This is a genomic window from Psychrobacillus sp. AK 1817 (genome assembly GCF_008807035.1).
GTDB lineage: Bacteria > Bacillota > Bacilli > Bacillales_A > Planococcaceae > Psychrobacillus > Psychrobacillus faecigallinarum.
This window is the reverse complement of sequence record NZ_CP031739.1, coordinates 1,399,086-1,423,583: the sequence shown is the minus strand read 5'-3', so window position 1 is coordinate 1,423,583 and position 24,498 is coordinate 1,399,086. Positions and strand designations below refer to the sequence as shown.

General features: G+C 35.9%; 28 protein-coding genes. 24 read left to right on the top strand and 4 right to left on the bottom strand.

Translation table 11 applies throughout. The features are described from left to right. The first annotated feature begins 202 nt into the window (after window positions 1-202). Both D0S48_RS07295 and D0S48_RS07290 read left to right on the top strand, forming a co-directional pair. Window positions 203-913: an SH3 domain-containing protein gene (locus D0S48_RS07295; protein WP_151110936.1), complete on the top strand. Its 711-nt coding sequence runs from the start codon at window positions 203-205 to the stop codon at window positions 911-913. After that, window positions 914-2,449 carry a SpoIID/LytB domain-containing protein gene (locus tag D0S48_RS07290; protein ID WP_151110934.1) on the top strand — a complete coding sequence of 512 codons (1,536 nt, stop codon included), beginning with the start codon at window positions 914-916 and terminating at the stop codon, window positions 2,447-2,449. It begins immediately after the preceding gene. A 69-nt stretch (window positions 2,450-2,518) separates the two neighbouring features. Here D0S48_RS07290 and D0S48_RS07285 read toward each other — a convergent pair whose 3' ends face one another. The 3 genes from D0S48_RS07285 to D0S48_RS07275 all read right to left on the bottom strand — a co-directional run bounded on the left by D0S48_RS07285 (window position 2,519) and on the right by D0S48_RS07275 (window position 4,860). Further along, window positions 2,519-2,923 carry a histidine kinase gene (locus D0S48_RS07285; RefSeq protein ID WP_151110932.1) on the bottom strand — a complete coding sequence of 135 codons (405 nt, stop codon included), beginning with the start codon at window positions 2,921-2,923 and terminating at the stop codon, window positions 2,519-2,521. Between the two features lie 91 nt (window positions 2,924-3,014). Next, complete coding sequence (locus D0S48_RS07280) at window positions 3,015-4,190, bottom strand: CAP domain-containing protein (protein WP_151110930.1); 1,176 nt, start codon at window positions 4,188-4,190, stop codon at window positions 3,015-3,017. A gap of 34 nt (window positions 4,191-4,224) precedes the next feature. Beyond that, window positions 4,225-4,860 (bottom strand): YigZ family protein, encoded by a 636-nt coding sequence (locus D0S48_RS07275; RefSeq protein ID WP_144537549.1) that lies wholly within the window; start codon window positions 4,858-4,860, stop codon window positions 4,225-4,227. Window positions 4,861-4,999: 139 nt separating this feature from the next. On the opposite strand from D0S48_RS07275, the gene D0S48_RS07270 reads away from it, so the two are divergent. The 3 genes from D0S48_RS07270 (at window position 5,000) to D0S48_RS07260 (ending at window position 7,424) form a co-directional block, all read left to right on the top strand. Beyond that, window positions 5,000-6,145: a sensor histidine kinase gene (locus D0S48_RS07270; RefSeq protein ID WP_144537551.1), complete on the top strand. Its 1,146-nt coding sequence runs from the start codon at window positions 5,000-5,002 to the stop codon at window positions 6,143-6,145. 35 nt (window positions 6,146-6,180) lie between these two features. Further along, on the top strand, window positions 6,181-6,855 hold the full coding sequence (locus D0S48_RS07265) for a response regulator (RefSeq protein WP_144537553.1): 675 nt from the start codon (window positions 6,181-6,183) through the stop codon (window positions 6,853-6,855). Between the two features lie 110 nt (window positions 6,856-6,965). After that, window positions 6,966-7,424, top strand: a complete 459-nt coding sequence (locus tag D0S48_RS07260) for a hypothetical protein (protein ID WP_151110928.1) — start codon at window positions 6,966-6,968, stop codon at window positions 7,422-7,424. 60 nt (window positions 7,425-7,484) lie between these two features. On the opposite strand, the gene D0S48_RS07255 is transcribed toward D0S48_RS07260, so the two are convergent. Beyond that, window positions 7,485-8,402 carry a nuclease-related domain-containing protein gene (locus D0S48_RS07255; RefSeq protein WP_151110926.1) on the bottom strand — a complete coding sequence of 306 codons (918 nt, stop codon included), beginning with the start codon at window positions 8,400-8,402 and terminating at the stop codon, window positions 7,485-7,487. 136 nt (window positions 8,403-8,538) lie between these two features. Between D0S48_RS07255 and D0S48_RS07250 the strand changes: the two genes are divergently transcribed. The 19 genes from D0S48_RS07250 to D0S48_RS07160 all read left to right on the top strand — a co-directional run bounded on the left by D0S48_RS07250 (window position 8,539) and on the right by D0S48_RS07160 (window position 24,492). Next, window positions 8,539-9,120: a nuclear transport factor 2 family protein gene (locus D0S48_RS07250; protein ID WP_151110924.1), complete on the top strand. Its 582-nt coding sequence runs from the start codon at window positions 8,539-8,541 to the stop codon at window positions 9,118-9,120. A 107-nt stretch (window positions 9,121-9,227) separates the two neighbouring features. Next, window positions 9,228-10,079 (top strand): DegV family protein, encoded by an 852-nt coding sequence (locus tag D0S48_RS07245; protein WP_151110922.1) that lies wholly within the window; start codon window positions 9,228-9,230, stop codon window positions 10,077-10,079. 272 nt (window positions 10,080-10,351) lie between these two features. After that, window positions 10,352-11,413, top strand: a complete 1,062-nt coding sequence (locus D0S48_RS07240; protein ID WP_342578181.1) for an ATP-dependent helicase ComFA — start codon at window positions 10,352-10,354, stop codon at window positions 11,411-11,413. A gap of 5 nt (window positions 11,414-11,418) precedes the next feature. Next, a complete protein-coding gene (locus tag D0S48_RS07235; RefSeq protein ID WP_151110918.1) occupies window positions 11,419-12,033 on the top strand; it encodes a ComF family protein in 615 nt (204 codons plus the stop codon). A 46-nt stretch (window positions 12,034-12,079) separates the two neighbouring features. Beyond that, window positions 12,080-12,487 carry a TIGR03826 family flagellar region protein gene (locus D0S48_RS07230; RefSeq protein WP_144537565.1) on the top strand — a complete coding sequence of 136 codons (408 nt, stop codon included), beginning with the start codon at window positions 12,080-12,082 and terminating at the stop codon, window positions 12,485-12,487. A gap of 239 nt (window positions 12,488-12,726) precedes the next feature. Next, entirely contained in the window at window positions 12,727-12,990 is a 264-nt protein-coding gene (flgM, locus tag D0S48_RS07225; protein ID WP_144537567.1) for a flagellar biosynthesis anti-sigma factor FlgM, read from the top strand. Between the two features lie 13 nt (window positions 12,991-13,003). Next, a complete protein-coding gene (locus D0S48_RS07220; RefSeq protein WP_151110916.1) occupies window positions 13,004-13,498 on the top strand; it encodes a flagellar protein FlgN in 495 nt (164 codons plus the stop codon). 11 nt (window positions 13,499-13,509) lie between these two features. Further along, on the top strand, window positions 13,510-15,036 hold the full coding sequence (flgK, locus tag D0S48_RS07215) for a flagellar hook-associated protein FlgK (protein WP_151110914.1): 1,527 nt from the start codon (window positions 13,510-13,512) through the stop codon (window positions 15,034-15,036). Window positions 15,037-15,051: 15 nt separating this feature from the next. Next, the gene (flgL, locus tag D0S48_RS07210; RefSeq protein ID WP_151110912.1) at window positions 15,052-15,939 is read left to right on the top strand and encodes a flagellar hook-associated protein FlgL; all 888 of its coding nucleotides are present in this window, start codon (window positions 15,052-15,054) and stop codon (window positions 15,937-15,939) included. Between the two features lie 51 nt (window positions 15,940-15,990). After that, on the top strand, window positions 15,991-16,545 hold the full coding sequence (locus tag D0S48_RS07205) for a DUF6470 family protein (RefSeq protein WP_151110910.1): 555 nt from the start codon (window positions 15,991-15,993) through the stop codon (window positions 16,543-16,545). A 13-nt stretch (window positions 16,546-16,558) separates the two neighbouring features. Then, window positions 16,559-16,993, top strand: a complete 435-nt coding sequence (gene fliW, locus D0S48_RS07200) for a flagellar assembly protein FliW (RefSeq protein WP_151110908.1) — start codon at window positions 16,559-16,561, stop codon at window positions 16,991-16,993. Further along, entirely contained in the window at window positions 16,993-17,217 is a 225-nt protein-coding gene (csrA, locus tag D0S48_RS07195; RefSeq protein ID WP_151110906.1) for a carbon storage regulator CsrA, read from the top strand. Before fliW ends, csrA begins: the two co-directional genes overlap by 1 nt. A gap of 136 nt (window positions 17,218-17,353) precedes the next feature. Beyond that, entirely contained in the window at window positions 17,354-18,178 is an 825-nt protein-coding gene (locus D0S48_RS07190) for a flagellin N-terminal helical domain-containing protein (protein WP_151110904.1), read from the top strand. A gap of 92 nt (window positions 18,179-18,270) precedes the next feature. After that, window positions 18,271-19,968, top strand: a complete 1,698-nt coding sequence (locus D0S48_RS07185) for a motility associated factor glycosyltransferase family protein (RefSeq protein WP_191963885.1) — start codon at window positions 18,271-18,273, stop codon at window positions 19,966-19,968. Window positions 19,969-19,973: 5 nt separating this feature from the next. Then, a complete protein-coding gene (locus D0S48_RS07180; RefSeq protein WP_151110900.1) occupies window positions 19,974-20,318 on the top strand; it encodes a DUF8042 domain-containing protein in 345 nt (114 codons plus the stop codon). Between the two features lie 2 nt (window positions 20,319-20,320). Next, a complete protein-coding gene (locus D0S48_RS07175; protein WP_191963884.1) occupies window positions 20,321-21,577 on the top strand; it encodes a motility associated factor glycosyltransferase family protein in 1,257 nt (418 codons plus the stop codon). Window positions 21,578-21,591: 14 nt separating this feature from the next. Next, complete coding sequence (gene pseB, locus D0S48_RS07170) at window positions 21,592-22,569, top strand: UDP-N-acetylglucosamine 4,6-dehydratase (inverting) (protein WP_151110896.1); 978 nt, start codon at window positions 21,592-21,594, stop codon at window positions 22,567-22,569. A gap of 37 nt (window positions 22,570-22,606) precedes the next feature. Continuing rightward, entirely contained in the window at window positions 22,607-23,764 is a 1,158-nt protein-coding gene (pseC, locus tag D0S48_RS07165; RefSeq protein ID WP_151110893.1) for a UDP-4-amino-4,6-dideoxy-N-acetyl-beta-L-altrosamine transaminase, read from the top strand. Beyond that, the gene (locus D0S48_RS07160) at window positions 23,761-24,492 is read left to right on the top strand and encodes a cytidylyltransferase domain-containing protein (RefSeq protein WP_151110891.1); all 732 of its coding nucleotides are present in this window, start codon (window positions 23,761-23,763) and stop codon (window positions 24,490-24,492) included. Before pseC ends, D0S48_RS07160 begins: the two co-directional genes overlap by 4 nt. Window positions 24,493-24,498: the final 6 nt, after the last annotated feature.

Sequence of the window (24,498 nt, the reverse complement as noted above, 5' to 3'; positions counted from 1 at the left end):
TTAGTTTAGCTCCAGCGCCTTGTCTCTCGAGGAAAATGGGAAAATACTGTGGTGGCTTGTTAGTTGCCTCTTTGCTTATTCTCCATTTGCTTTTCGGGGCACATAGGCGCTGCCGCTTTTAAAAAAAAAAATATTTATCGATATGTCCAAATGTTGTGTTATTTCTAGCGATAAAATAATAAGAGCGAGGAAGGTAGACAAAATGAAAAAGAAAATACTAGCAACGGTTGGTGTCGTATTAGGTTTAAGCTTTCTAATTGCAATTAATACACCTGCATCTACAAAAGCAAATTCTAATCTACTATTAGCTTCCGTTGACTGGGTACAATCACAATTGAACCCTTTAACTACAAGAGTATCTACTCTAGAAAAACAAATAAAAGAACAGGATGCTTTGATTAAGCAGCTACAAAAAGCAGTTGAAGAGGGTGGAACAGTTATAACTCCTCCTACTACAACACCTACGCCACCTGATAACTCTACTGATCTACCATCAGTTGTATATACAAATGCGAATAATGTGAAGGTACATAGTGGAGCAACTCGTAATTACAAGGTGCTTGCAACATTTACAGCAAACAAAGCATTGAACGTTATTGACAAGCATGGTTCTGGCACTAATTTATGGTACCGTGTAGAAGTATCTTCAACTGTAAAAGGGTGGATTCATTCAGAGGATGTTACAACAACAAAACCTAGCACTGCAACACCAAGTTCCGTTGTAGCAAAAGAAGCACTTAATATACGCAAAGGTGCTACAACTAGCTATGCTTCAATCGAGCTAGTAGCTAAAGGAACTTCTTTAAAATACATAAGCTCCTTTAAAAATGCAAAAGGTGAAACATGGTATAATGTTCAATCCCCAAAAGGAAACAAAGGTTGGGTGCTAAGTACGCTAACTGAGGTGAGATAATTGAATAAAAAATTTATAGCAGTATTAGCGGCAATTTCTTTAAGCTTTGCTTGTGCTAATACAGCATTTGCATATAAGCAAGAGACTTATTCGAAGCAAATACAAGTTGAGGTACACAACACCTTTACATCCTCCTTGAACTTAAATGGTATATATAAATTAGAAAATCTTACAACAAAAGAAATGTTTTTTGCTTTACCTAATACACCTATAACATTTTCACAGGTAAATGGTGAGGTTTCCATTTATCAAAAGGGAGCAGCAATGTATTCTTCCCAAGGATATGCCTTACATGCTCTTACAGGAAATGAAAAAATAGTTGTTTTTAATGCTCCAGTAGATGGAAGAAAGGGTGCAACCGCAGATTATGCAGTTGTTAAGTCCTATAAGCCATTCCAAGGTGCAAAATATGTAACTGAGTTCACGAACGTAAAGGGAGAGCTTTGGTATTCTATTACCGACGAACAGGGTGCCTCCTCTTGGGTTCCAGCAACAAATGCAACCGTAGAATCTGTCGTATCTCAACCACTTGGTAAAACACCAACTGGTACACAGTATCGAGGTAGCTTCAATGTAGTAAAATCAGGAACTAACGTACAAATTGTTAATAGACTAGACTTAGAAAATTACTTAAAAGGCGTTATTCCTAATGAGTCACCTGCTTCTTGGCATATTGAAGCGTTAAAAGCTCAAACAGTAGCAGCACGCAGTTACACTTTGAGTAAGGCTGGAATTTTAAGTAGTACTACTAAGGACCAGATGTACAAAGGCTATACATCTGAGCACAAAAACTCAAATGCAGCTGTAGATGCTACGACGGATTTAGTAGTTAAATATAATGGTAAGCTTGTACAGGCATACTATTATTCCACTAGTGGAGGTAGAACGGCAAATATTAGTGATGTTTGGAATTCAACACAGGTGCCACAATTTGTTTCAGTAGATGATTCAATTGAGCAATCCCCTTACAAAAACTGGTCTGTTCAAATTTCAGCAACTAATATTTTGAAGAAGTTTGGTTTTAGCACATCTGATCAGTTGCTAGATGTTAAGCTAACAAAGGGCGGAGCAAATGGAGAGGTCACAGCAGTAACAGCTGTCACGAACTCTGGAGAGAAAACTATCACAGGTAACGAAACAGTAATGAGAAACGTTTTCTTAGATGCAAGCAACAAATCTTTAAAATCGAACTGGTTTGATATTTCATTCACCAAGCCAACAGGCGGTGTAAATGACATTACAGTGCAGCAGGTAAATGGAACGACTCCGATAGATTCGTTAAATGGAGTTTCTGTTCAAACTGCTAACGGTGTCGTATCTATACCGGATGGCTCAGTAAGCATTCAAACAAGTAGCGGAGTCGTAAACACAGAAACGGTTCAAACAGGCATTCAGTCTATAACAGTCAACGGTAAAGGCTACGGACACCGAATCGGTATGAGTCAGTATGGCGCGAAGTCACGTGCAGAAGCTGGTTGGACATACGATCGGATATTGAAGCACTACTATCAAGGCGTTACAATTGAAAAATATTAATAATACCAAAAGAAAAGGCAAGTATGTTGATAAATCAACATGCTTGCCTTTTAATATATTTACTGAGTTTTAGTCTTCATGTGCCTCTTTCTTATCCCCAAAACTAAACAGTAAATACATTGTAGCCGTAGCAATAGCGAAAATGACTGCCCCCGTAATTGGTAAGTAAATCGTCTCTATGAAAAGTGAAATTGCCATAATGAGTGTAAATGATACGATCATATGCCCAAAATATTTATGGAATTTTTGATGATTATTTGCCTTTAGTTCTATGAAAGCATCTAGAGCCATTATGACTATAAATTCAATGACTCCATAAACAATAATAAACCAAATTAAACTTGACCAACGTTCAAAAGCAATGCCTACAAGCAATAGGATTCCAATCTCAGCTGCAATGGAGATAGCAAGTGTCCCGATGACGATAAGGATAACTATAAGAATAGCAAGTGCTTTTCCAAAATTTTTTTTCATACAGTTCCCTCATTATTCTTGATGTAATTATTCATTAAAAAGAGTGGAGACAAAGTAAAAAATAACTTTGTCTCCACTCTGAAAGCTATTATTATGGTTTGATAAAGTTTTGAGTGTAATAAGGAATGGAGCCATGTGTCCATTTGGCAAAGTAGACGCCAACTCCTACATGAGTGTATGCAGTGTTTATAACGTTTTTACGATGTCCTAATGAATTCATCAATGCTTCATGTGCAAAATATGGATCTGTGTAGCCCATTGCGATATTTTCCCCGGCATTTCTAAATTGTACTCCGCCATTTGCTAAGCGGTCAAAAGGAGATTCACCTTTTAAGTTATTATGATTGAAGTAATCATTGACACCCATGTCTACACTATGCTTTCTTGCCACATCTGCTACCTTTGGAGCGGACTGTAGCACAGGAACCCCATGAGCTTTTCTTTCTGCATTAATCAAATGAAATAATAGATTCTCGTAGCCTGTTTCTAGAGTAGTAGATTTTTTAGGATATAGATTTGGATTTTTATTGATCAATTGGTAGTCTACTAAGTAGATTGCCGAGATTTTATTGTCATTATGCACATCTATAAAGAAATTCGCTTCATATTTTGGTAAGGAGTATGTAATGATTTCTACAGGGTATGTGTTTCCAGTAGTTTCATAGTTTTTACCAAACTCATTTTCTAGTTGACTTATAGTATTTGATACGGAAATTCCGTTTACTTGAAAGCTTTTGTCCTTAGTATATAAGGAAGATATTTTATTACTTAATGTACTGATTGCATAAAATTTATCGTAATTATTATGGTAAATTCCAGTAATAGCTCCAAACTCATTTACTACTGATTTCTTGGCTGCTCCCAATTGAGCGTTCACAGTTGAAATATTGTTACCAATTGTAAAGTTTGTAGTTGCAGCCTTTGTCGGCTTGCAATTTAATTGATTGAGCTTAGTTTTAGACGGCGTTTGATATAAAATTGTTGAATCGTCCTTAATTACTAATCCGCCACCAAGATGGTAGTATGTAGATTTATTTGCGTAAACTCGAAAATTTTCACCTGGCTTTACTGTTCGAGAGTATTCAAAGGTTCCATTCACATTTTTGTATATGGTTGTAGGCTTTTGTATGAGCACCCTACCAATTTGTCCTTTTTTTAACTCTACTCCGTCCCAGACGACCTTTTCTGGACAATCAGCTGCAAAAGTTATTGCCGGAGCAATACTTAATCCGAATAATAAAAGAAATAAAATTGAGAATTTTTTCATGTTTTTCCATCACTCCTCATTACTTTATTATAAATCAAACAACGTCAAACTCCAAAAATACTTTCTCTACGGTGTCGATTATTGCTTGTCCGTTTGTTATTTCTGTTACCCACTCTAAAAATTTTACCTCATCCTCCGCTTTTGTGTATACATAAATTTCCACTAAATCTGCATAGGCAATTTCTTTTAATTGGAAAATAGAGTTTCTTATTTCATTCTCCACTTTACCTAGCCACGTATAATCTATGGAGACTTTCATTAAGTGATGAAGCTGGCATTCTACCTCCCCAGTAGCATCTATACCTTCTGTAGTAGCTTTGCCATAAGCCCTTATAAGGCCTCCACCTCCCAGCTTAATACCACCAAAGTAACGCGTCACTACTACTACTGTATCCTTTAACGCTCTTTTTTTAAGGACTTCAAGCATAGGAACTCCGGCTGTACCGCTCGGCTCACCATCATCGTTTGCTTTCTGAATATGATCATGCTCTCCAATAATGTAGGCAGAGCAGTTATGAGTAGCATCTTTATGCTTTTGTTTAATTTTATTAATAAAATCTTGCGCTTCCTCCTCAGACTCAGCTCGTTCTATATAAGTAATAAATCGGGACTTTTGAATAATAATTTCACTTTCTCCGTGACCCTTAACTGTTTTATAATTGTTTCTCATAATAAATTTCCCTCCTAAAGGCTTTGAAACATACTTGTAAAGTAAATTTAATTTATTTTTAGTCAATTAGTGCTATAATAGAGTTTGTCAGTAAAAATGAATGAAGACTCATGTTGAATGTCTAAAGGAGAAAAAACAGATGACGAACAAGAATCTCGAATTGCAATCGTTAGATGTTATTTTCGATAGGATGGTCGAAGTAATGGACCATTCGAAAAAGGATATATTCATTATAAGCGAACAAAGTCGTCAAAGCTTCGAAGAAATGAAAGTTGAGTTGGAAATTATTCGCGGAAGCATTGAGGCTGTCATACTGGAAGGCGACTCGCTTGAGGCAAAATCGAGACTTGCTCGTAACAGATTAGCAGAGGTTTCGAAGAATTTTAACTCATATGATGAACCACAAGTCCGAAGCGCTTACGAAAATGCAAATGAGCTTCAAATTAATCTTTTAATCAAACGCAATGAAGAAAAACAACTAAGACAGCGTAGAGATGAACTAGAACGACGATTGCAAGGGCTATTAGAAATGATAGAACGTGCAGATCAGCTTGTCAATCAAGTCAATATTGTCATCAATTATCTTACTTCTGATTTAAAGGAAGTCGGAGAAGCGCTTGAAAACGCAAAAATTAAACAAGATTTTACATTGAAAATTATTGAAGCCCAAGAAGAAGAAAGAAAACGTCTCTCACGAGAAATTCATGATGGCCCAGCTCAAATGCTAGCTAATGTGTTGCTCAGAACAGATTTGATCAACCTGACTTATCAGCAACGAGGTGGGGATGAGGCGATGAAAGAAATTATCGAATTGAAGAGCACCGTTCGAGATGCCCTTTCTGAAGTTCGCCGAATCATCTATGATCTCCGTCCAATGGCTTTGGACGACCTAGGTTTAATCCCAACGCTTCGAAAATATATTACAACTACTGGGGAATACAACCCTGCAAAAAAAATACATTTTCAAACGTTTGGAGAAGAACTTCGCTTACAGCCAAATTTTGAAGTAGCTATTTTCCGTCTAATCCAAGAATGCCTGACAAATGGACTAAAGCATGGTCAATTTACAGAAGCTTGGGTAAAGATTGAATGGGTGAAACACAAAATTAACATTATCGTCAAAGACAATGGGGTCGGTTTTGATCCAAAAGTAGTAAAAGAAAAATCATTTGGCTTAATCGGTATGCAAGAGAGAGTCGATTTATTAGACGGTACGATGAAAATTATATCGTCACCAGGAAATGGAACAACAATTTTGTTTAGTATTCCGCTAAATGAGGAATAGTAACTACAGCCGTTTTTAATAGGAGGAAATGACCAATGACAAAAATTATCATTATAGATGATCACCAACTTTTCCGCGAGGGAGTAAAGAGAATACTAGACTTCGAAGATACGTTTGAAGTGGTGGCAGAAGGAAGCGACGGTAGCGATGTACTACGCTTATATGAACAATACTTACCAGATGTTGTTTTAATGGACATCAACATGCCTACAAAAAATGGCGTAGACGCTACAGAAGAACTAATGGAAAAATTTCCAGATGCAAAAGTTATCATGCTTTCTATCCACGACGATGAATCATACGTATCGCACGCGTTGAAAACTGGTGCATTAGGCTATATGTTAAAAGAGATGGATGCTGTGGCAATCGTATCAGCGATAAAAGTAGTAGCTAAAGGCGGCTCTTATTTACATCCAAAAGTAACACGTAATCTAGTGGCAGAATTCCGTCGTTTAAGCGAGCGCGAAAACAAAGGAAACTTCCACCAAACAGAAATCCGTCGTCCATTCCATTTATTAACGAAACGTGAATGTGAAGTTCTTCAATTATTAACAGACGGACAAAGTAACCGCACAATCGGAGAAACTCTTTTCATCTCCGAAAAAACAGTAAAAAACCATGTATCTAGTATTCTACAAAAAATGAACGTAAACGACCGTACCCAAGCCGTAGTAACCGGCATCAAAAACGGTTGGGTTGAAGTTCGATAATACTGAATTTGACATGTACACCCCCTCTAATCTTTGATTGGAGGGGGTTTTGTTTTTTTGGAGAGGAAGTGTTGCAGAAAGCGAGTAGAGTGTTGCGAGAAAGGTAAAGAGTGTTGCGGGAAACAGGTGAAGTGTTGCGAGAAATAAAACCGTTACGGGAAAGAAGGGAAGTGTTGCAGAAAAAGAGTAAAGTGTTGCGCAAAGGACAAAGAGTGTTGCGGGAAACCGGTGAAGTGTTGCGAGAAACAAAAGCGTTGCGAGAAACAAGGGAAGTGTTGCAGAAAAAGAGTAAAGTGTTGTGCAAAGGACAAAGAGTGTTGCGAGAAACCGGTGAAGTGTTGCGAGAAACAAAACCGTTGCGAGAAAGAAGGGAAGTGTTGCAGAAAAAGAGTAACGTGTTGCGCAAAGGACAAAGAGTGTTGCGTGCAACTGGTGAAGTGTTGCGAGAAACAAAACCGTTGCGAGAAAGAAGGGAAGTGTTGCAGAAAAAGAGTAAAGTGTTACGCAAAGGACAAAGAGTGTTGCGGGGAACAGGTGAAGTGTTGCGAGAAAGAAGGGAAGTGTTGTAGAAAAAGAGTAAAGTGTTTAGCAAAGGACAAAGAGTGTTGCGGGAAAATAAATGTAGCATATTATTTCAGCTTAAAGTATCTTTTGTTTGCCTTTCCATAGCCTTTTAAATTTTTCATGCTGTTTAACATACGAGAAGCGGAGTATTTTGACTCAATTTTACAGAAGTCTCGGAAAGCTCTATTTGTTATCTCGTTATTTATTAACTGAAAGTATTCATATACGGCAGCAATATGAGCATTCCGATCATTCTTCCCACAGCTCGGACATTTCCAAGTGGTGGAGTGGCGAAGCATTCCGAGCGTACCACACTTTGGGCATTCCACTCCTCGCATCAAATCTTTCGGAGAAATTCGATAATATTCACATAACGGAGGCATAATGTACGGTGATAGATTTTTCTCGATGTGCGACGTAATTTCTTCAAACTTGACCAACGAAACTGGCTCACTCAAGCCGTTGCTATGCATTTGATAAATTTTCTCCATCATGCTTTCTAGCTTAAATATAGGAAAGTGGGAAGGTTTTTCACGAATGCGACTGGATTTAGCGGTTATAATGACTACCCCAGTAACTTTCATGGTAGGGCACAAGTTTCGGAGAAATTCTTTCATGAAGCGAATGTTGCGCGTGAGTTGAAAGTAGGGATTGGGGAAGGGAGTTTCTATTCCATCAACTTCTTTATAAAATTCTTCCTCTTTAAAATACAAGTTACCACTCATATTTTTGGATTCGATGACCATACAACAGCGATCGCTGACTATTAAACAATCAATCTGTACTTTCCAATCTTTTAACACCAAACCCACATTAGAAAACACTTGAAAATTTCCAGAAAACCTTAATTCATCGAGCTTAGCTACCAACCGATTTTCTCCTCGTTCACCAGCTTCACTACGACGAATATCATCTGCCACCAGCATATATTTCTCATGCTCACCTAACAATCTTTTTAATAAAATCTTCTGTACAGGATACAATACTAATATTCACCTCCATTCTATTTATATATGTTACTTCAAACGTCAGAAAATTTCATTATTTTATAAATTGAAACTTATTCATTGAGTTTTCGTCATAACTATGACAAAATAACCAACAGCAGGAGGGAAACAGATGAGACTAATAATCCAAGTACTTACTCTCGCAGCAATTACACTAGGACTTGCTGCTTGTAATGATAAAGAAGAGGTAAATCCAAGTTCGGGATCAGTGAACGATTCAACCCCATCACAAACGGAGTCAGCAATCGATCATGGAGCAGAGGATAAATCAGACGTAGGTTTCCAAATGTCTTCTGGTGGAGACATTGAAGAGGCAGCTAATGTACCCGAGGAAGAAAAAACAGCAGTATTAAATGCATTTAACGAATACATTGAAGCATTTAACGAAGAAGATATAGACCGCTATTTAAGTGTAATCTCCAAAAAGCCAGAGGGCTTCAACTATGAATCCGAAAAAGAACTAGTATTGGAGACCTTCGAAAACTACGATACTGTACGTACAACTGAGGACGTTACTATTATTGAATATAATGACAAAGAAGCTCAAGTATATTCAAATATCCATATTGCACTTCACGAGCCAGGGTCTGGAGCAAAACTCGATCGTAATGGTCGTCAGGTGACGGTTTTTGTGAAGGAAGAAGGCAAATGGGTGGTAACAAGTGTCTATTTTATAGGCGAAACAACTGAATAAATCACCATATCCCCAGCATATATGACAAATATCATGTTTGGGGTCTTTTTATGCTTTCCTTTCCTATCCATATTCAGTAAACTAGAGTTAGGAGAGTGATTTCTTACATGACAAAAACGGTAATAGTTACTGATAGTACAGCTTATATTCCAGAAGATAAACGAGCAAGTTTAAACATTCAAATGGTTCCTCTAAGTGTCGTAATCGGTAACGACACATATAGAGAAGAAATAGATATTAACGCTTATGAATTTTACGATAAAATTCGAAATGAAAAAGCACTTCCAAAAACCTCACAGCCTTCTCTAGGAAACTTCGTAAACACCTTCGAAGAGTTAGAGAAAGATTATGACACCATCATTTCTATTCATCTTTCTAGCGGAATTAGTGGTACATTGGCAGGAGCAGAGCAAGCAGGAGGTATGGTCGAAGGTATTGATGTGTATACATTCGATACAGAGATTTCTTGTATGGTTCAAGGCTTCTATGTAATCCGTGCTGCAGAAATGGCGCAGGCCGGTGAAACTCCAGAAGTAATTTTACAAGAATTAAACAAGATGAAACAATCGATGCGTGCATACTTCATGGTGGACAACCTAGATCATCTTCACCGTGGCGGCCGTCTAAACGGCTTTGAGCGTGTCATTGGATCTGTGCTTCAAGTAAAACCAATCCTTCATTTTGAAAATAAAGTCATCGTTCCATTTGAAAAAGTTCGCACTCGCAAAAAAGCGATGAAACGAATTGCAGATATGCTAGAGGAAGATGCAAGCAAATACGATAAAATCAAGGCTACTATTATTCATGCCAACAACGAGCAAGAGGCTATAGAATGGAAAATTCTTTTAGAAGCAATTATGCCAAACGTTGAATTTACAATCAGCTACTTTGGTCCGGTTATCGGTACGCACCTTGGAGAAGGCTCCATGGGACTAGGCTGGTACCACGTAGAATCATAATGAAACAAGTAAACGAGCAATTACAGCAATTTCTCACTGGACGCATATGGCTTCGCGCACACACGCCTTTTCCGCGCGAGGTCATAGACGACCATATCCTCAGCGGCCACATTCATCTAAAACCAGGAATCAAAACGATTAAACCTCAAACAATATTTCAATCAATGAAACACATCTGCAATCGATGTCATAACACAAATCCATCACTATTTTACTCTTTCCAATGCGCCCATTGTAATAAAACCTGTACCTACTGTCGTCATTGCATCCGTATGGGACGAGTTAGTAGTTGCTCTGAACTGATAACTTGGGTCAAGGAGCCAGCTATCGGAACAACCGAGGAAATTTTTGGCTGGTCCGGTCGGTTAACAGCACTTCAACAAAGGGCAAGTGAAGAGCTTTTAAACAGTGTCCAAAACAATCAGTCTCACCTTTTACATGCAGTCTGCGGAGCAGGCAAAACAGAGCTACTCTTTCCATCTATCTTTGCCTCTTTGCTAGCAGGCAAACGTGTATGCGTCGCTGCACCAAGAACTGATGTCGTTTTAGAGCTGTTCCCTCGTTTCCAAAAGGTGTTCCCAAAAACTATCATCCATGCACTTTACGGAGGAGCACCAGACCAGGAAGGCTTTGCCTCATTAATCCTGGCCACTACACATCAGCTATACCGTTTTGAAAATGCTTTTGATGTCATATTTGTCGATGAAGCAGATGCCTTCCCTTACTATGCAGATGAGACTCTTCAACAAGCGGTTGTAAAAGCTGCAAAACCAAATACAGCTATTCACTATGTAACAGCCACGCCCACCGATTCCCTTCAAACAGCCAACCAATCCATTCTCACCAAACGATATCACGGTTATCCATTACCTGTACCTAGATTCGACAGCCTTTGGGGTTACGCTAGACAATTAAACAAAGGAAAAATCCCGACAAAGCTACAGCAATGGATAGATGAAAAAATTCAAAAAAATATCCCATTTCTCGTATTCCTCCCAACTATTGAAATGCTAGAGCAATTCCCTGGTGACTTACCCCGGGTCTATGCTGAGCATCCAGATAGAAAGGAAAGAGTCATGCAGCTTCGCGAAAAGAAAGTGCCTGGTTTATTAACAACTACAATATTAGAAAGAGGAATCACTATAGAAAATGTTCACGTTGCAGTAGTAGGAGCAGAGCAGGATATTTTTACTGCTAACGCTCTCATACAAATTAGCGGGAGAGTAGGACGCTCCGTCAAGCATCCAGACGGAGACATTGTTTTCTTTCATCATGGAATAAGCCATGCGATGGATGAGGCAAAGGAGGAAATTGAAAGGTGGAATGAGCTATAAACTGTTTGATTTGTGGGAGTATATTTTCAAGCCCTGCGACATGGAGGCGATTATTCCTCTATGAAATCGAGATTGCTAGCTGTGATCGGTGCTACCAAAAATTTGAGAGAGCGGAAGACTCATTTGATTTCTCTGACTTTATTGGGACCGCCTACGAAGGAGCAGTCGATCAAGTTACTTCACTTTATACTTACAATGATGCGATGAAAAACTATCTCCATCAATACAAGTTTCTACAGGATGTTGCACTCGCTGGCGTATTTGCTCGTGAAATAAGTGAACTACTTGTCCATAAACAAGGAATAGTTGTCCCTATACCTATGCACCCGGAAAAATTAAAGGAAAGAACCTTCTCTCAAGTGGAGGAATTTATAAATGAAGCCGAGATTCCATTCCAAAACCTTCTTGTGAAAACTACTAGAAGCGTCCAGGGAAAAAAGTCAAAGAAGGAACGTCTGGAAGCTGGAATTTTATTTGAATCTATAACAGATGTCCAGCCAGTACACTATATTTTATTTGATGATATCTACACAACAGGTGCCACCATTCATCATGCTGCAAAAGTGCTGAAGGATGCTGGTGCTAAGAGTGTGGAGGCAATTACTTTAATAAAAGGGTAATCTGCCGATATAAAAGACAACTAGCAGAAATAGTGGAGGTATGGTCATGGGAGAACTAAAGAATTGTCCATCATGTGGCGAGTTTTTTAACTATACTGGGTTAAGAGAAGTTTGTAATCCTTGTGCGATGAATGAGGAAAAGCTATACGAAATCGTCTATCGATTTTTAAGAAAACGAGAAAATCGCGCAGCTACTGTTGATAGAATCGTAGAGGTGACAGGAGTGGATGAGGACCTCTTACATAAATGGGTTCGCAAGGGAAGATTACAGCCAGCTCTATTTCCAAACTTAGGCTATCCATGTGACAGCTGTGGAAAATTGACACAAGTAGGAAAGCTTTGTGCGAAATGCTCCGATGAATTGAAATCTGGGCTACGCCAGTTTGAGGCCGCAAAAGAATTTCGTGATAAGGTAAATAATCAAGAGGCAGTCTATTATAAGGATCAAAAGTAACTCTCACCTTGTGTGAGAGTTTTTTGTCTGAATCAGCACGTGTTGCCCTTTAAGGTCAACTGGAACAAAGCTTCGACCGATAGTTCTACCTACTTGCTTCAGTCATAGAAGTCTAGTCAAATGGTAATGCCCTAAGGCTCATTTCCTATACCAATCTTTTCCTACAAAAGAACTCTAAACACTTTTTAAAACTTACCGAAATATAGAATAGATACTAATAGAACGAAAGGGGTATGTATATGAAAATCACAAATCTAGGTGTCAATCAGATCAATCCATACAAACGCAATCAAATGCAAACAGAAAAAACACAAAATGCTTTGAAGGCAACTGCAGACCAGTTGGAAATTTCATCAGCAGCAAAAAGTATGCAGACGAAATCTCCGATAGAGGTAGAGCAGGCAGAGCGCGTTGCTGCTATTAAAGCAGACATCGAAGCAGGCACTTACAAAGTGGATGCAAAGCAGCTAGCTACAAACATTTTGAAATACTACCAAATTTAAAGGAGACCCGAGCATGTCCATCGATAAGATTCTGCACTCTCTAACGAACCTAAATATGCTTCACAAAAGTTTGTTAGAAATTGCGTACAAAAAAACAGAGGCCATCAAAACTGGGGACATGGACAGTCTTAACCAACTGCTCAAGGACGAGCAGGCGCACGTAGCCGGTATTTCTCAGCTAGAGCAACAGCGTCAATTAGAGGTAACGGATTACCTTAGAGCAAAAGGAATTGCTCCGATCGACAACCCAACTGTTGTACATGTCTTAGAAAACACCAACACTGAGGAAGAAAAGGAGCAGCTTAGCGCTGCACGTAAACAGCTTCTTCTCACATTGGAAACTCTCAAAAATCAAAACGATCTGAATCAAAAGCTAACTCTTCAATCTCTTCAGTTCGTTAATTTAACACTCGACATGCTAAAACCAAAGCCAGACCAAATAAACTACTCGAAATCAGAAGTGAGAGGTCCTTCAAAAGACAAAACTTACTTCGATTCACAAGCATAGGAGGCTGACCCATGGGCTCAACATTTATGGGATTAGAAACAAGCAAGCGTGGACTTTATACGCAACAATCTGCTTTGTATACAACGGGGCACAATATTTCCAATGCAAATACACTCGGCTATTCTCGCCAACGTGTAAATATGGAAGCAACATTAGGTTATCCAGGAACAGGCTTAAATGCTCCTAAAATACCTGGACATCTTGGGACTGGAGTTCAGGCACAATCTGTTCAACGTATTCGTGATCAATTTATCGATCGTCAATATCGTCAAGAATCTACGAAGCTAGGATATTGGGAATCAAGATCTAATGCAATTTCGCAAATGGAAGATATCATGGCTGAACCATCTGAATTCGGCTTAAATGCATCGATGGATTTATTTTGGAAATCACTTCAAGATTTAAGTACAAATCCAGAAAATGCTGCGGCACGAAAAGTAGTTGTACAGCAAGGTATTGGTGTAGCGGAATCATTTAACTATATTCATAAACAACTTTCTGATATTCAAGGGAATATAAAAAATGAAATTTTGACGTCTACAGATGATGTAAACTCTATTTTAAAGCAAATTGCTTCTCTGAATGAACAAATCCAGGCAATTGAACCAAATGGGTACATGCCTAATGATTTATATGATGCTCGAGATGTATTGTTGGATAAGTTATCTCAAAACTTTCCTATTGATATTGAATATACAAAATCTGGTGGTAATGCATTAGCTATTGCAGAAGGATCAGTAAAGGTATCTATAAAGACAAAAACGGGCAGTGTAGAAGTTGTTAATGGTAAATCTGCAGGAGAGCTTACTCCAATAGGAATGACTGATAACAATAAATTCGAACCTTTTAATGGATTTACTGTAACAGGAAATGGAGTAGCAGGTGGATCTATCAATTATGACGACATGGAAGTAAACAAAGGGAAAATGTTATCATTGATCGATTCATATGGACATGGAGCAGACGCTACTAATGCAGTAGGCTACTACCCTGAGATGCTCGCGAAATTGGATCAAATGGCTTTAGCGTTCGCTAATAAATTTAATGAGATACACATTGGTGGAACAGATTTAAATGGTGCTAAAGGACAAGACTTCTTTGTAACAAAGCCGGGGACTACTTTGTCAGCAGGTACTATTTCTGTTGATTCAATTTTTTCAAGTGATCCATCATTAGTAGCAGCCTCTTCTTCAACAGGTAAAGAAGAGGGAAATGGTAAAAATGCAATTCTTTTAGCGAACATGAAATCTGAAATACTTGGTGACCTAAATAATGCAACTGTTCAATCGTTTTATCAATCTATGATTGGAAAACTTGGAGTTGACGGAGAACAAGCAAATCGATTGGCTTATAATTCGGCAACAATCAAATTAACTGTAGAAAATAATCGAGCTTCAGTTAGCTCCGTTTCTTTAGATGAAGAAATGACAAACATGATTACATTCCAACAAGCATACAATGCGTCCGCAAGAATGATTACAGTTATTGATGAAACATTAGATAAAATCATCAACGGCATGGGTCGTGCAGGATTATAATAGGAGGTCAATAACATGCGTGTAACTCAATCAATGCTTTCGAATAATATGCTCCGTAACCTATCGGGTAGTTACAATAAGATGGCGACACTACAAGAACAGATTAACTCAGGTAAAAAAATAACACGTCCTTCACAAGATCCAGTAGTAGCTATCAAAGGAATTGGATATCGTACTGATTTGAATAAAGTGGAACAATATCAGCGTAACTTAGGTGAGGTTAACAACTGGTTAGATAGTTCGGATGATGCACTTGACAAGGTAGGAATTGCACTTCATCGAGTCCAAGAACTTGTTACACAGGCTTCTAGTGACACATTAACACCAGATGACCGTACAAAGATAGAAAAAGAAATTACACAAATTAAAGAGCAAGTGCGTGATATGGGAAATACAAAAGTCGGGGATAAATACATCTTTTCAGGCACAAATACCAACTCACCTCTACATGATGGTACAAACTTTTTAACACCTGGAGCTGCAGTAGGTGTAAATAAAGATGTTAATATTGAAGTTTATGATGGTGTAGAAATCACTGTAAACACAAAAGGACTCGATATGTTCCAGAATATTGATAACATGATTGTCGGATTAGAGGCTGATTTAAAAGACCCAAATAAGACAGGTAAGGATTTTGACAAATATTTAACAATGAAAAATGATAACGAAAAAGCTGTTTTAGCGGCTCGTGCAGATATCGGGGCACGTCAAAATCGAGTAGAAATGATGGAAAACAGACTAGGGGCACAAGAAGTAATTGTGACCAAACAACTTTCCAACAACGAAGATATAGACTATGAAAAAGTGATAACAGAAATGATTACCCAAGAATCTATTCACCAAGCTGCACTTTCAGTAGGTGCAAAAATCATTCAATCCACATTAGTAGATTTTATTAGATAATTCAAAGCGTTTGGACAATCTGTTCAAACGCTTTCTTTCGAGGTGAGACAATTGAATTTTCCAAAGCTTCAAATACAGACTACAGATGCTAAGCTAGGACTCAATATCGTAAATGCTAAGCAAACGATCAAACAACCAAAGGCAACTCAACACATCGAACAACCCGCAGCCATTGTAGATATAGAGACAACTCGTGGTATCATGAAGATTGATTCTTCTCAAGCAAGAAGAGATGTAGGTCTAATAGGGCCACTTGAATCTACTTCTAACTTTGCCGCAGAGGGACGGAAGAAAGTCATGCAAGGGATTGCTAGACGAGTACGTGAAGGAAACCAAATGATGGATATCGCACATAACCAAAATGCGATACCTTCTATTGCGAAGCAAAACACATTTCCTCATAAAAAGGCTTTAGGTATAGATTTTATTCCATCGGTAGGTTCTATAAAATTAGATTATGAGCCAGCTAAGCTGGATATAAATGTTCAAACGCAAAAGCCTATAATAAATGCTCAAATTAACAAACCGGTTTACGGCTATACACCAGGTAAAGTATCAGGGGTTATGATGCAAAATCCAACGATTGAAATCGACTTCATAGTCTAAAGGAGTAATAAATATGAACATTGAAACGAAATTTTTAGGATCGATGGTAATAGAGGAAAAAGATATTATCCAATTTCCAGATGGAATACCAGGGTTTGAAGAAATAAAGAAATTTGTAATTTTACCCTTAGAAAAAGATTCACCTTTCGCAGTACTTCAATCAATTAAAGAACAAGAAATTGGGTTTGTTATTGCTTTCCCTTTTGCATTTAAAAATGATTATACATTTGACGTTCCAGAGGACGATAAAGAGGACTTACAAATAGAAGAAAGTGAAGATTTAATCACGTACTCCATTGTAACGTTAAGAGATCCATTCCATAGTTCCACTTTAAATTTACAAGCACCCTTGTTGATTAATTACAAAAAGCGACTTGCAAAACAATTAGTATTACAAGATGCAACCACTTATCCGATTAGGTTTCCTATTGAAGGGAGTGCTATTTAATGCTTGTTCTTTCAAGAAAGAAAGATGAATCTATAATGATTGGTGATAAGATAGAATTAAAAATATTGAGCGTAGACGGAGATCAGGTGAAGCTAGGAATTGTAGCTCCCCAAAATGTAAAAGTATATCGTTCTGAAGTGTATGAAAGCATTCAACAGCAAAACAAAGAGGCATTAAATATCTCTAAATCATTAATTGAACAAATTTCAAAAAAAAATATTTAATAAACTATTAAACTATCTTTAACTTGTACGATAATACTAGTGTAAGGCAGAAATGGGGCGGCCGACCTTATACTGCCAAACAAATTCCACAAGGATGTGGAACTAATTAAACCAAAATTCAAGGAGGAATCTCACAATGAGAATTCAACACAACATTTCAGCTTTAAACACACACAGAAACTTAACAGCTAACCAAGGATCATCTGCTAAAAACTTAGAAAAATTATCTTCAGGTTACAAAATTAACCGTGCTGGAGACGACGCTGCTGGTCTTGCAATCTCTGAAAAAATGCGTGGACAAATCCGCGGTCTTGACATGGCAACAAAAAATGCTCAAGATTCTATCTCTTTAATCCAAACTGCTGAGGGTGCTCTTAACGAAACACACTCAATCCTTCAACGTATGCGTGAACTATCAGTTCAATCTGCAAATGACACTAATACGACTACAGATAGAAAAAATTTGCAAGAAGAAATTGCTCAGTTAACTACAGAAATTGATAGAATTGCGGACAATACAGAATTCAATACTAAAAAATTATTAGATGGTACTTTAAGTGCAGCTGCTAATGCATTAACTTTCCATATTGGAGCTAACTCAGGACAAAATATTGATTTAAATATTAAGAACATGAGAGCAACAGCTCTTAAAATAGATGCTATTACTATTTCTTCACAAACAGGTGCTGATAAGGCAATCTCTACAATTCAAACAGCTATTGATGCTGTATCTACTGAAAGATCTAAACTAGGTGCAAATCAAAACCGTTTAGAGCATACTATTAATAATCTTGGAACTTCTTCTGAAAATTTAACAGCAGCTGAGTCTCGTATTCGTGACGTAGATATGGCGAAAGAAATGATGAACTTTACTAAAAACAACATTTTGACTCAAGCTGCACAATCTATGCTTGCTCAAGCTAACCAACAACCACAAGGTGTACTTCAATTATTACAATAAAAGTTCAATAAAGAGCCGAATTCCTTTATGGAATTCGGCTTTTTTGTTGATATTTATAAATTCTGGCCGATATAGAAAAAGAGGTGGGACTTGTGGATTTAAACATGGAAAAGGTAAAAACAAAAACGGATGGATTTACTTTAAAAGTAAATGGTTATTATTTGCATAGTAAATATAATCCAGAAAGAGAAGCCAAGCAATTTGCAGAACAATATTTTAAAAAAAATCATTTCCATATACTGTTTGGTAATGGGCTTGGCTATATTACAAAAGCACTGCTAGAGAAAATAAATGAGAAAAGTTCACTATTGGTAGTAGATCCTATAAAGGATGAGTTAAAACAATTTGAGATGCATAATAGTAATAAGAGTAATTTTATAAAACAACTAACCAATGAAAACTATGGCACTTATTTGGAAGCAAACCTAGATAATTTTAATAGAAAAGTTACTATTATTTCTTCACCAAATTATGAAAAGTTATTTCCAACTGAATATAAGGAGCTATTAAAGTTAGTTAAAGCTAAATTAAACCTCAATATCATTAATGAAAATACAATTCGATCTTTTGCAGAAACTTGGCAAAATAATTATATTAATAATCTCTTTTATGCTAAAAGGGATTATTCAATGAATGTATTAAATAAAAAATTTAACTGTCCCGTGGTCATAGCTTCGGGTGGTCCATCTTTAACAAAACAAATTCCTTTACTAAAAGAAAATTTGGAGAGACTAATATTAATTGCATCAGGTTCTACTATAAATACCCTCCTTTCACATGGAATAGAACCAGATTTTGTTATTTCAATTGATGGTGGGGAAAAAAATTATGAGCATTTTCAACAATTAGAGTTAAAAAAATCACATTTAATATATAGTATGACCAATCATCATAAAATTAGAGAATCATTTCACTCTAATTGTTTCTTTTTCCTATCTAATGAATTTGTAAATTATAAGGATATTATCGAGCATACTCTAGACAAGGAAGTGCCAATCATACTTGGTGGGGGCTCTGTAGCTAACTATGCATTTTCCATAGCAAGTTATATCTCAGATGGACCAATAGCAATAATAGGACAGGACTTAGCATATACTTTCAATAAAACACATGCAGAGAATAATAAACATTATAAGGTGATTGACGATAGATATAGAGAAGAAAGAGGGATGTTTTACGTTAAAGGCTATAATAACGAGTATGTCCTGACTGATTATGCATTTTTGTCAATGAAAGAAAGTTTCGAAAGACTTGTAAATTTAGTAAAACACGAAAATTCGATATTTAATTGTACAGAGGGCGGCATCTTGTTGGAAGGATATAAACATGAAGCATTTGACTCTTTCTGCAATAAATATGCAGTAAAAAAGATTCAAAAGGATACGTCGATTACATATGAAATTATAGATTATGAAGATTTTACTGAAAAAATCAAAGAAGAAATACTAAATTATAATAGGATTATAACTTGTTTAAATATGGGATTAGGAGCTCTAGCAAATAACAAAAGTAACGTAACTTTTTCAAAGAATACTTTAGGAAAATTGAAAAAAGTGGATGAGGAAATAAGAAAGTTATGTTCTAAAGTATCCATGTCCACTATAATAAATCCTATTACAATAGATATATTAAAAAATTATCAAGAAAAAGAAGGCGAAACTACAAATGAAACCTTCAATCGAATATATAATCAAAATATAGAACTCTATTCTAGATTACTTGAAGCGGCAACAATATCAAAAAAATACACTGAAAACTTATTAAGAAAATTAAAGTTTTGGAAAGGATGAAATTAATGAGCGATTTATTAAAGGATACAGTAGAGAGTTACAACAATTATTTAGTAAGATTACCTATCGGTTGCCAAGAAATTTCTAACTTACTTAGAAAAGATCTTATAATGGATGCCATGAACTTAATTACTAATTTTAGTGAAGGAGTTATATGGTTAACAACTGCTAACGACCTTTTTTTACAGAGTAAATTGCATAGTGAATTAAATGCTAAAAAAATTCATGAGTTTTTACACGAAGTAAATAATGGTTTAGAAATTCAAGATTATGTTCTTATTGCTGATATGTTTGAATACGAAATAAAACCTTTTTTTGAGGAATGTTCAGCAATAGAATTTACAAACTGATCATGAAATTAAAAGTCGAAGTTGCTAGAAATGGGGAAAATACTTTACTGTTTAATGGAAAATATATTTATAGCAAATATAATCCTTCTAAAGATGCCGAAAAGTTTATTGAGAATGAAGTAGACTTTGACGCAAAAGGTTATTTATTGGTTGGTTTAGGATTAGGTTATCATTTAGAAAGTTTATTAAATCTAGCTTCCAATAAAAATATATTGTTATTACTGTTAGACATAGAAGAAATGAATGTTTTTAAAAAACATTCAAGAAACAAACAAATAATTTGTCAGAAAACTGTTAAGCTTATTAAAGCGGGAGATAAAATTCAAGAGTATCTAGACTATCAAGTGATTTTACCGAATGTCTGGTTAAAAGCTATTTCTGAAGATCATCCATATTTTACAATTTTAGAGGATATTAAAATTAGACAAATGAGCTATAATGCTACAGCACAACTTTTAAAAAGTAACTTTTTAAGTAATATTCAAAATAGAAACTTGTATGTTAATGTATTAAAAAATACTTTTGAAAATAAAAGTGCCTGTCTGATATCAGGTGGCCCATCTTTAAATGAGACTCTGAAATGGCTTCAAAAAGCAAAAAACAAATCTTTCATTTTAAGTGTAGGTTCTTCATTGAAAACATTATTAATGAATGGTGTTGTTCCTGATGCAATTATCATCACAGATCCGTCAATAAATGTTGTAAAACAAATAGAAGATAGTCAATATAAAGGCCTTTTGTTTTATTTATCAACGGCTAACAATGAAATGTCAAAGATACATGTTGGGCCTAAAATATTGTTATTTCAGCAGGGATATTTTCTGGCAGAGCAATATGTATTAAAAAACGAAAGTCCACTAATGGAGACTGGTGGGTCTGTTGCAACAACTGCAATTTCGCTTATTGAATATTTAGGCTTTAAAAAACTTTTTTTATTTGGTCAAGATTTGGGGTTTAAAGGTAAGAGAACACATTCTAATACATCCACTTCTGGGATTGAAATAGCTGAAAGTTTTAACTTTAGAAAAATACTTTCTAACAACGGGGAAATGATTAATACAACTCCTAATTTAAGTACCTATCATCGTTGGATAGAAAGAAAGGCAAGAAAGTCAAAAATGAAAATTTTTAACACGGCAAAAGAAGGAGCTAAAATTGAGAATGTTCCAATGATAAAACAAGATATTTTTGTAGAATATCTCCAATCTCTTTCAGATTGTCAGTTTAATCAAGTATTAGAAAATAAGTTGAAAAACTAAAAAAGGTGAAATCAATGCAAAATAAGACATTATCTAAAAAAACGATATTAGTAACGGGTGGAACTGGATCATTCGGGAAAAAAATTATACGTAAATTACTAGAAATTGATGTAAAAAAAGTTATTGTTTTCAGTAGAGATGAGTTAAAACAATATGAGATGGCACAGGAATTTCACGATAATAGAATTAGGTTCTTTATAGGAGATGTTAGAGATAAAGATAGACTTTATCGTGCGTTTGATGGAGTAGATATTGTCATTCATGCTGCAGCAATGAAGCATGTTGAAGCATGTGAATACAATCCATTTGAAGCTGTAAAGACAAATATTCATGGTGCACAAAATATTATAGAAGCTGCAATAGACCGTGGAGTAGAGAAAGTCATAGCTCTTAGTACAGATAAGGCATGTAGCCCAGTGAATCTTTACGGAGCAACTAAACTAGCATCGGACAAATTATTTGTTGCGGGAAATTCTTACGTTGGTGAAAAGAAAACTCGTTTTTCTGTTGTTAGATACGGAAATGTGGTTGGTAGTCGAGGAAGTGTAGTACCATTCTTCAAAAAGTTAAAGGAGACAGGTACGTTGCCTATTACTGATGAGCGTATGACAAGATTTTGGATTACTCTTGATCAAGGAGTTCAGTTTGTTTTAGATAATTTAGAGCGAATGCATGGTGGAGAGATTTTTATTCCTAAAATTCCAAGTATGAAAGTTACAGATTTAGCATTTGCAATAGCACCTGAATGTGAAACTAAAATTGTAGGGATTCGTACAGGAGAAAAATTACATGAAGCTATGATTACCGAAGATGACGCTCGTCATACTGTTGAGTTTGGTGATTATTTTATCATACAACCTGAATTTTCTTGGTGGTCCAAAGAATTTGCTGAGGGAGGAAAGCTCCTTTCAGAAGGCTTTAAATATGCAAGCGATATTAATGATGAATGGCTATCTATTGAACAATTAAAAGAATTAGTGGAAGAAATGTAGTCTTTGACTGCATTTTTTCTTTAAGGAGATATTAGAAGTGAGAAATACTTATTTGCCTTATGGTAAGCAATTTATTGATGACGACGATATTAATGCTGTGATAGAGGTACTAAAAAGTGATTATTTAACAACGGGGCCTGCTATTGAAATGTTTGAAAAAAAAGTGGCTGAATTTGTTGGTGCAACATATGCAGTTTCTTTTTCTAATGGAACTGCAGCTTTGCATGGCGCCTGTTTTGCAGCAGGAATTAGCAGCGGAGATGAGGTTATCACAACCCCCATTACTTTTGCAGCAAGTGCAAATTGTGTTCTGTATCAAGGTGGAAAAGTCATTTTTGCTGACATCAACCCTAAAACATATAATATAAACCCTACTGATATCGAGAAGAAGATTACTCCTAGAACAAAAGCAATAATACCAGTACATTTTACTGGTCAACCAGCGCAATTAGAAGAAATCAGGGAAATTGCTAATAAATATAATTTAGTTGTTATTGAAGATGCCGCCCATGCTTTAGGGAGTATATATAAAGGAAAAAAAGTTGGTTCATTTAGTGATATGACAATGTTCAGCTTTCATCCTGTGAAACATATTACTACTGGTGAAGGAGGAATAATTACAACAAATAATATAGATTATTATAATAAACTTTTACAATTTCGTTCTCATGGGATTACGAGAGATTCAAAATTATTGCATGAAAATCATGGACCTTGGTATTATGAAATGCAAATTTTAGGTTATAATTATCGAATGACTGATATTCAAGCAGCACTTGGCGCAAGTCAATTAAATAAATTAGATAGTTTTGTTAGCAGAAGAAAACAAATTGTTGCAGCCTATAATGAGAGTTTTACTGAAATGGCAGAACTACAAATTCCATATCAGTTGCCTGACACAGATTCAAGTTGGCATTTGTATGTGCTTAAATTAAACTTGGAGAAATTAAATGCTTCTCGAAAGGAAGTTTTTGAAGAGCTACAAAAACTTAAAATTGGTGTTAATGTTCATTATATTCCTGTACATACTCTTCCTTTCTATCAACAGCTGGGATATTTAAAAGGTTCTCTTCCAGAAGCAGAGAAATTATATGAAGAAATTATTTCTCTACCTTTATTTCCTTTAATGCAAGATCAGGACATCAAAGATGTTATTGATGCTGTAAAATTAGTGATTGGAAAAGTAAAAAAATGAAAATTTTAGCGATTATCCAAGCTCGAATGGGTTCAACTAGATTACCCGGTAAAATATTAAAAGAAGTGAATGGCAAACCTTTATTATTATATCAATTAGAAAGAGTGAAAAAATCAAAACTGATAGATAAAATAGTTATTGCCACTACAACTAATAAAAACGATGATCTTATAGTTAGTTTTTGTGAACAGTATAACGTTGATTACTACAGAGGCTCCGAAGAGGATGTACTTGCTCGTTATTATGAAGCATCGCAACAATTTGGAGGAGAAGTTATAGTTAGGTTAACTTCAGATTGCCCTATTATAGATCCATCTATCATCGATAAAACTATTAAATATTATATAGACAATTTACCATATTATGACTATGTATCAAATACGATAGAAAGAACGTATCCAAGAGGGTTAGATACAGAAGTTTTTTCTGAAAAAGCATTAGAAAAAACCTATCTAAAAGCTAATTTAGAAAGAGATAGAGAACATGTTACAGCGTACATGTATTCGAATCCACAGAATTTTAATATTGGTTTTATCACCTGTAATCAGAACTTTGGCAAATATCGTTGGACTGTGGATACAAATGAAGATTTCCAATTAATTGAACTTATCTTAAAGAAATTATACAAAGAAAATCATATTTTTTCTATGAATGATGTTATTAACATTCTTGATAAGAATCCAGAATGGATGCAATTAAATATTCATATTGAACAAAAGAAATTATAAGGTGGT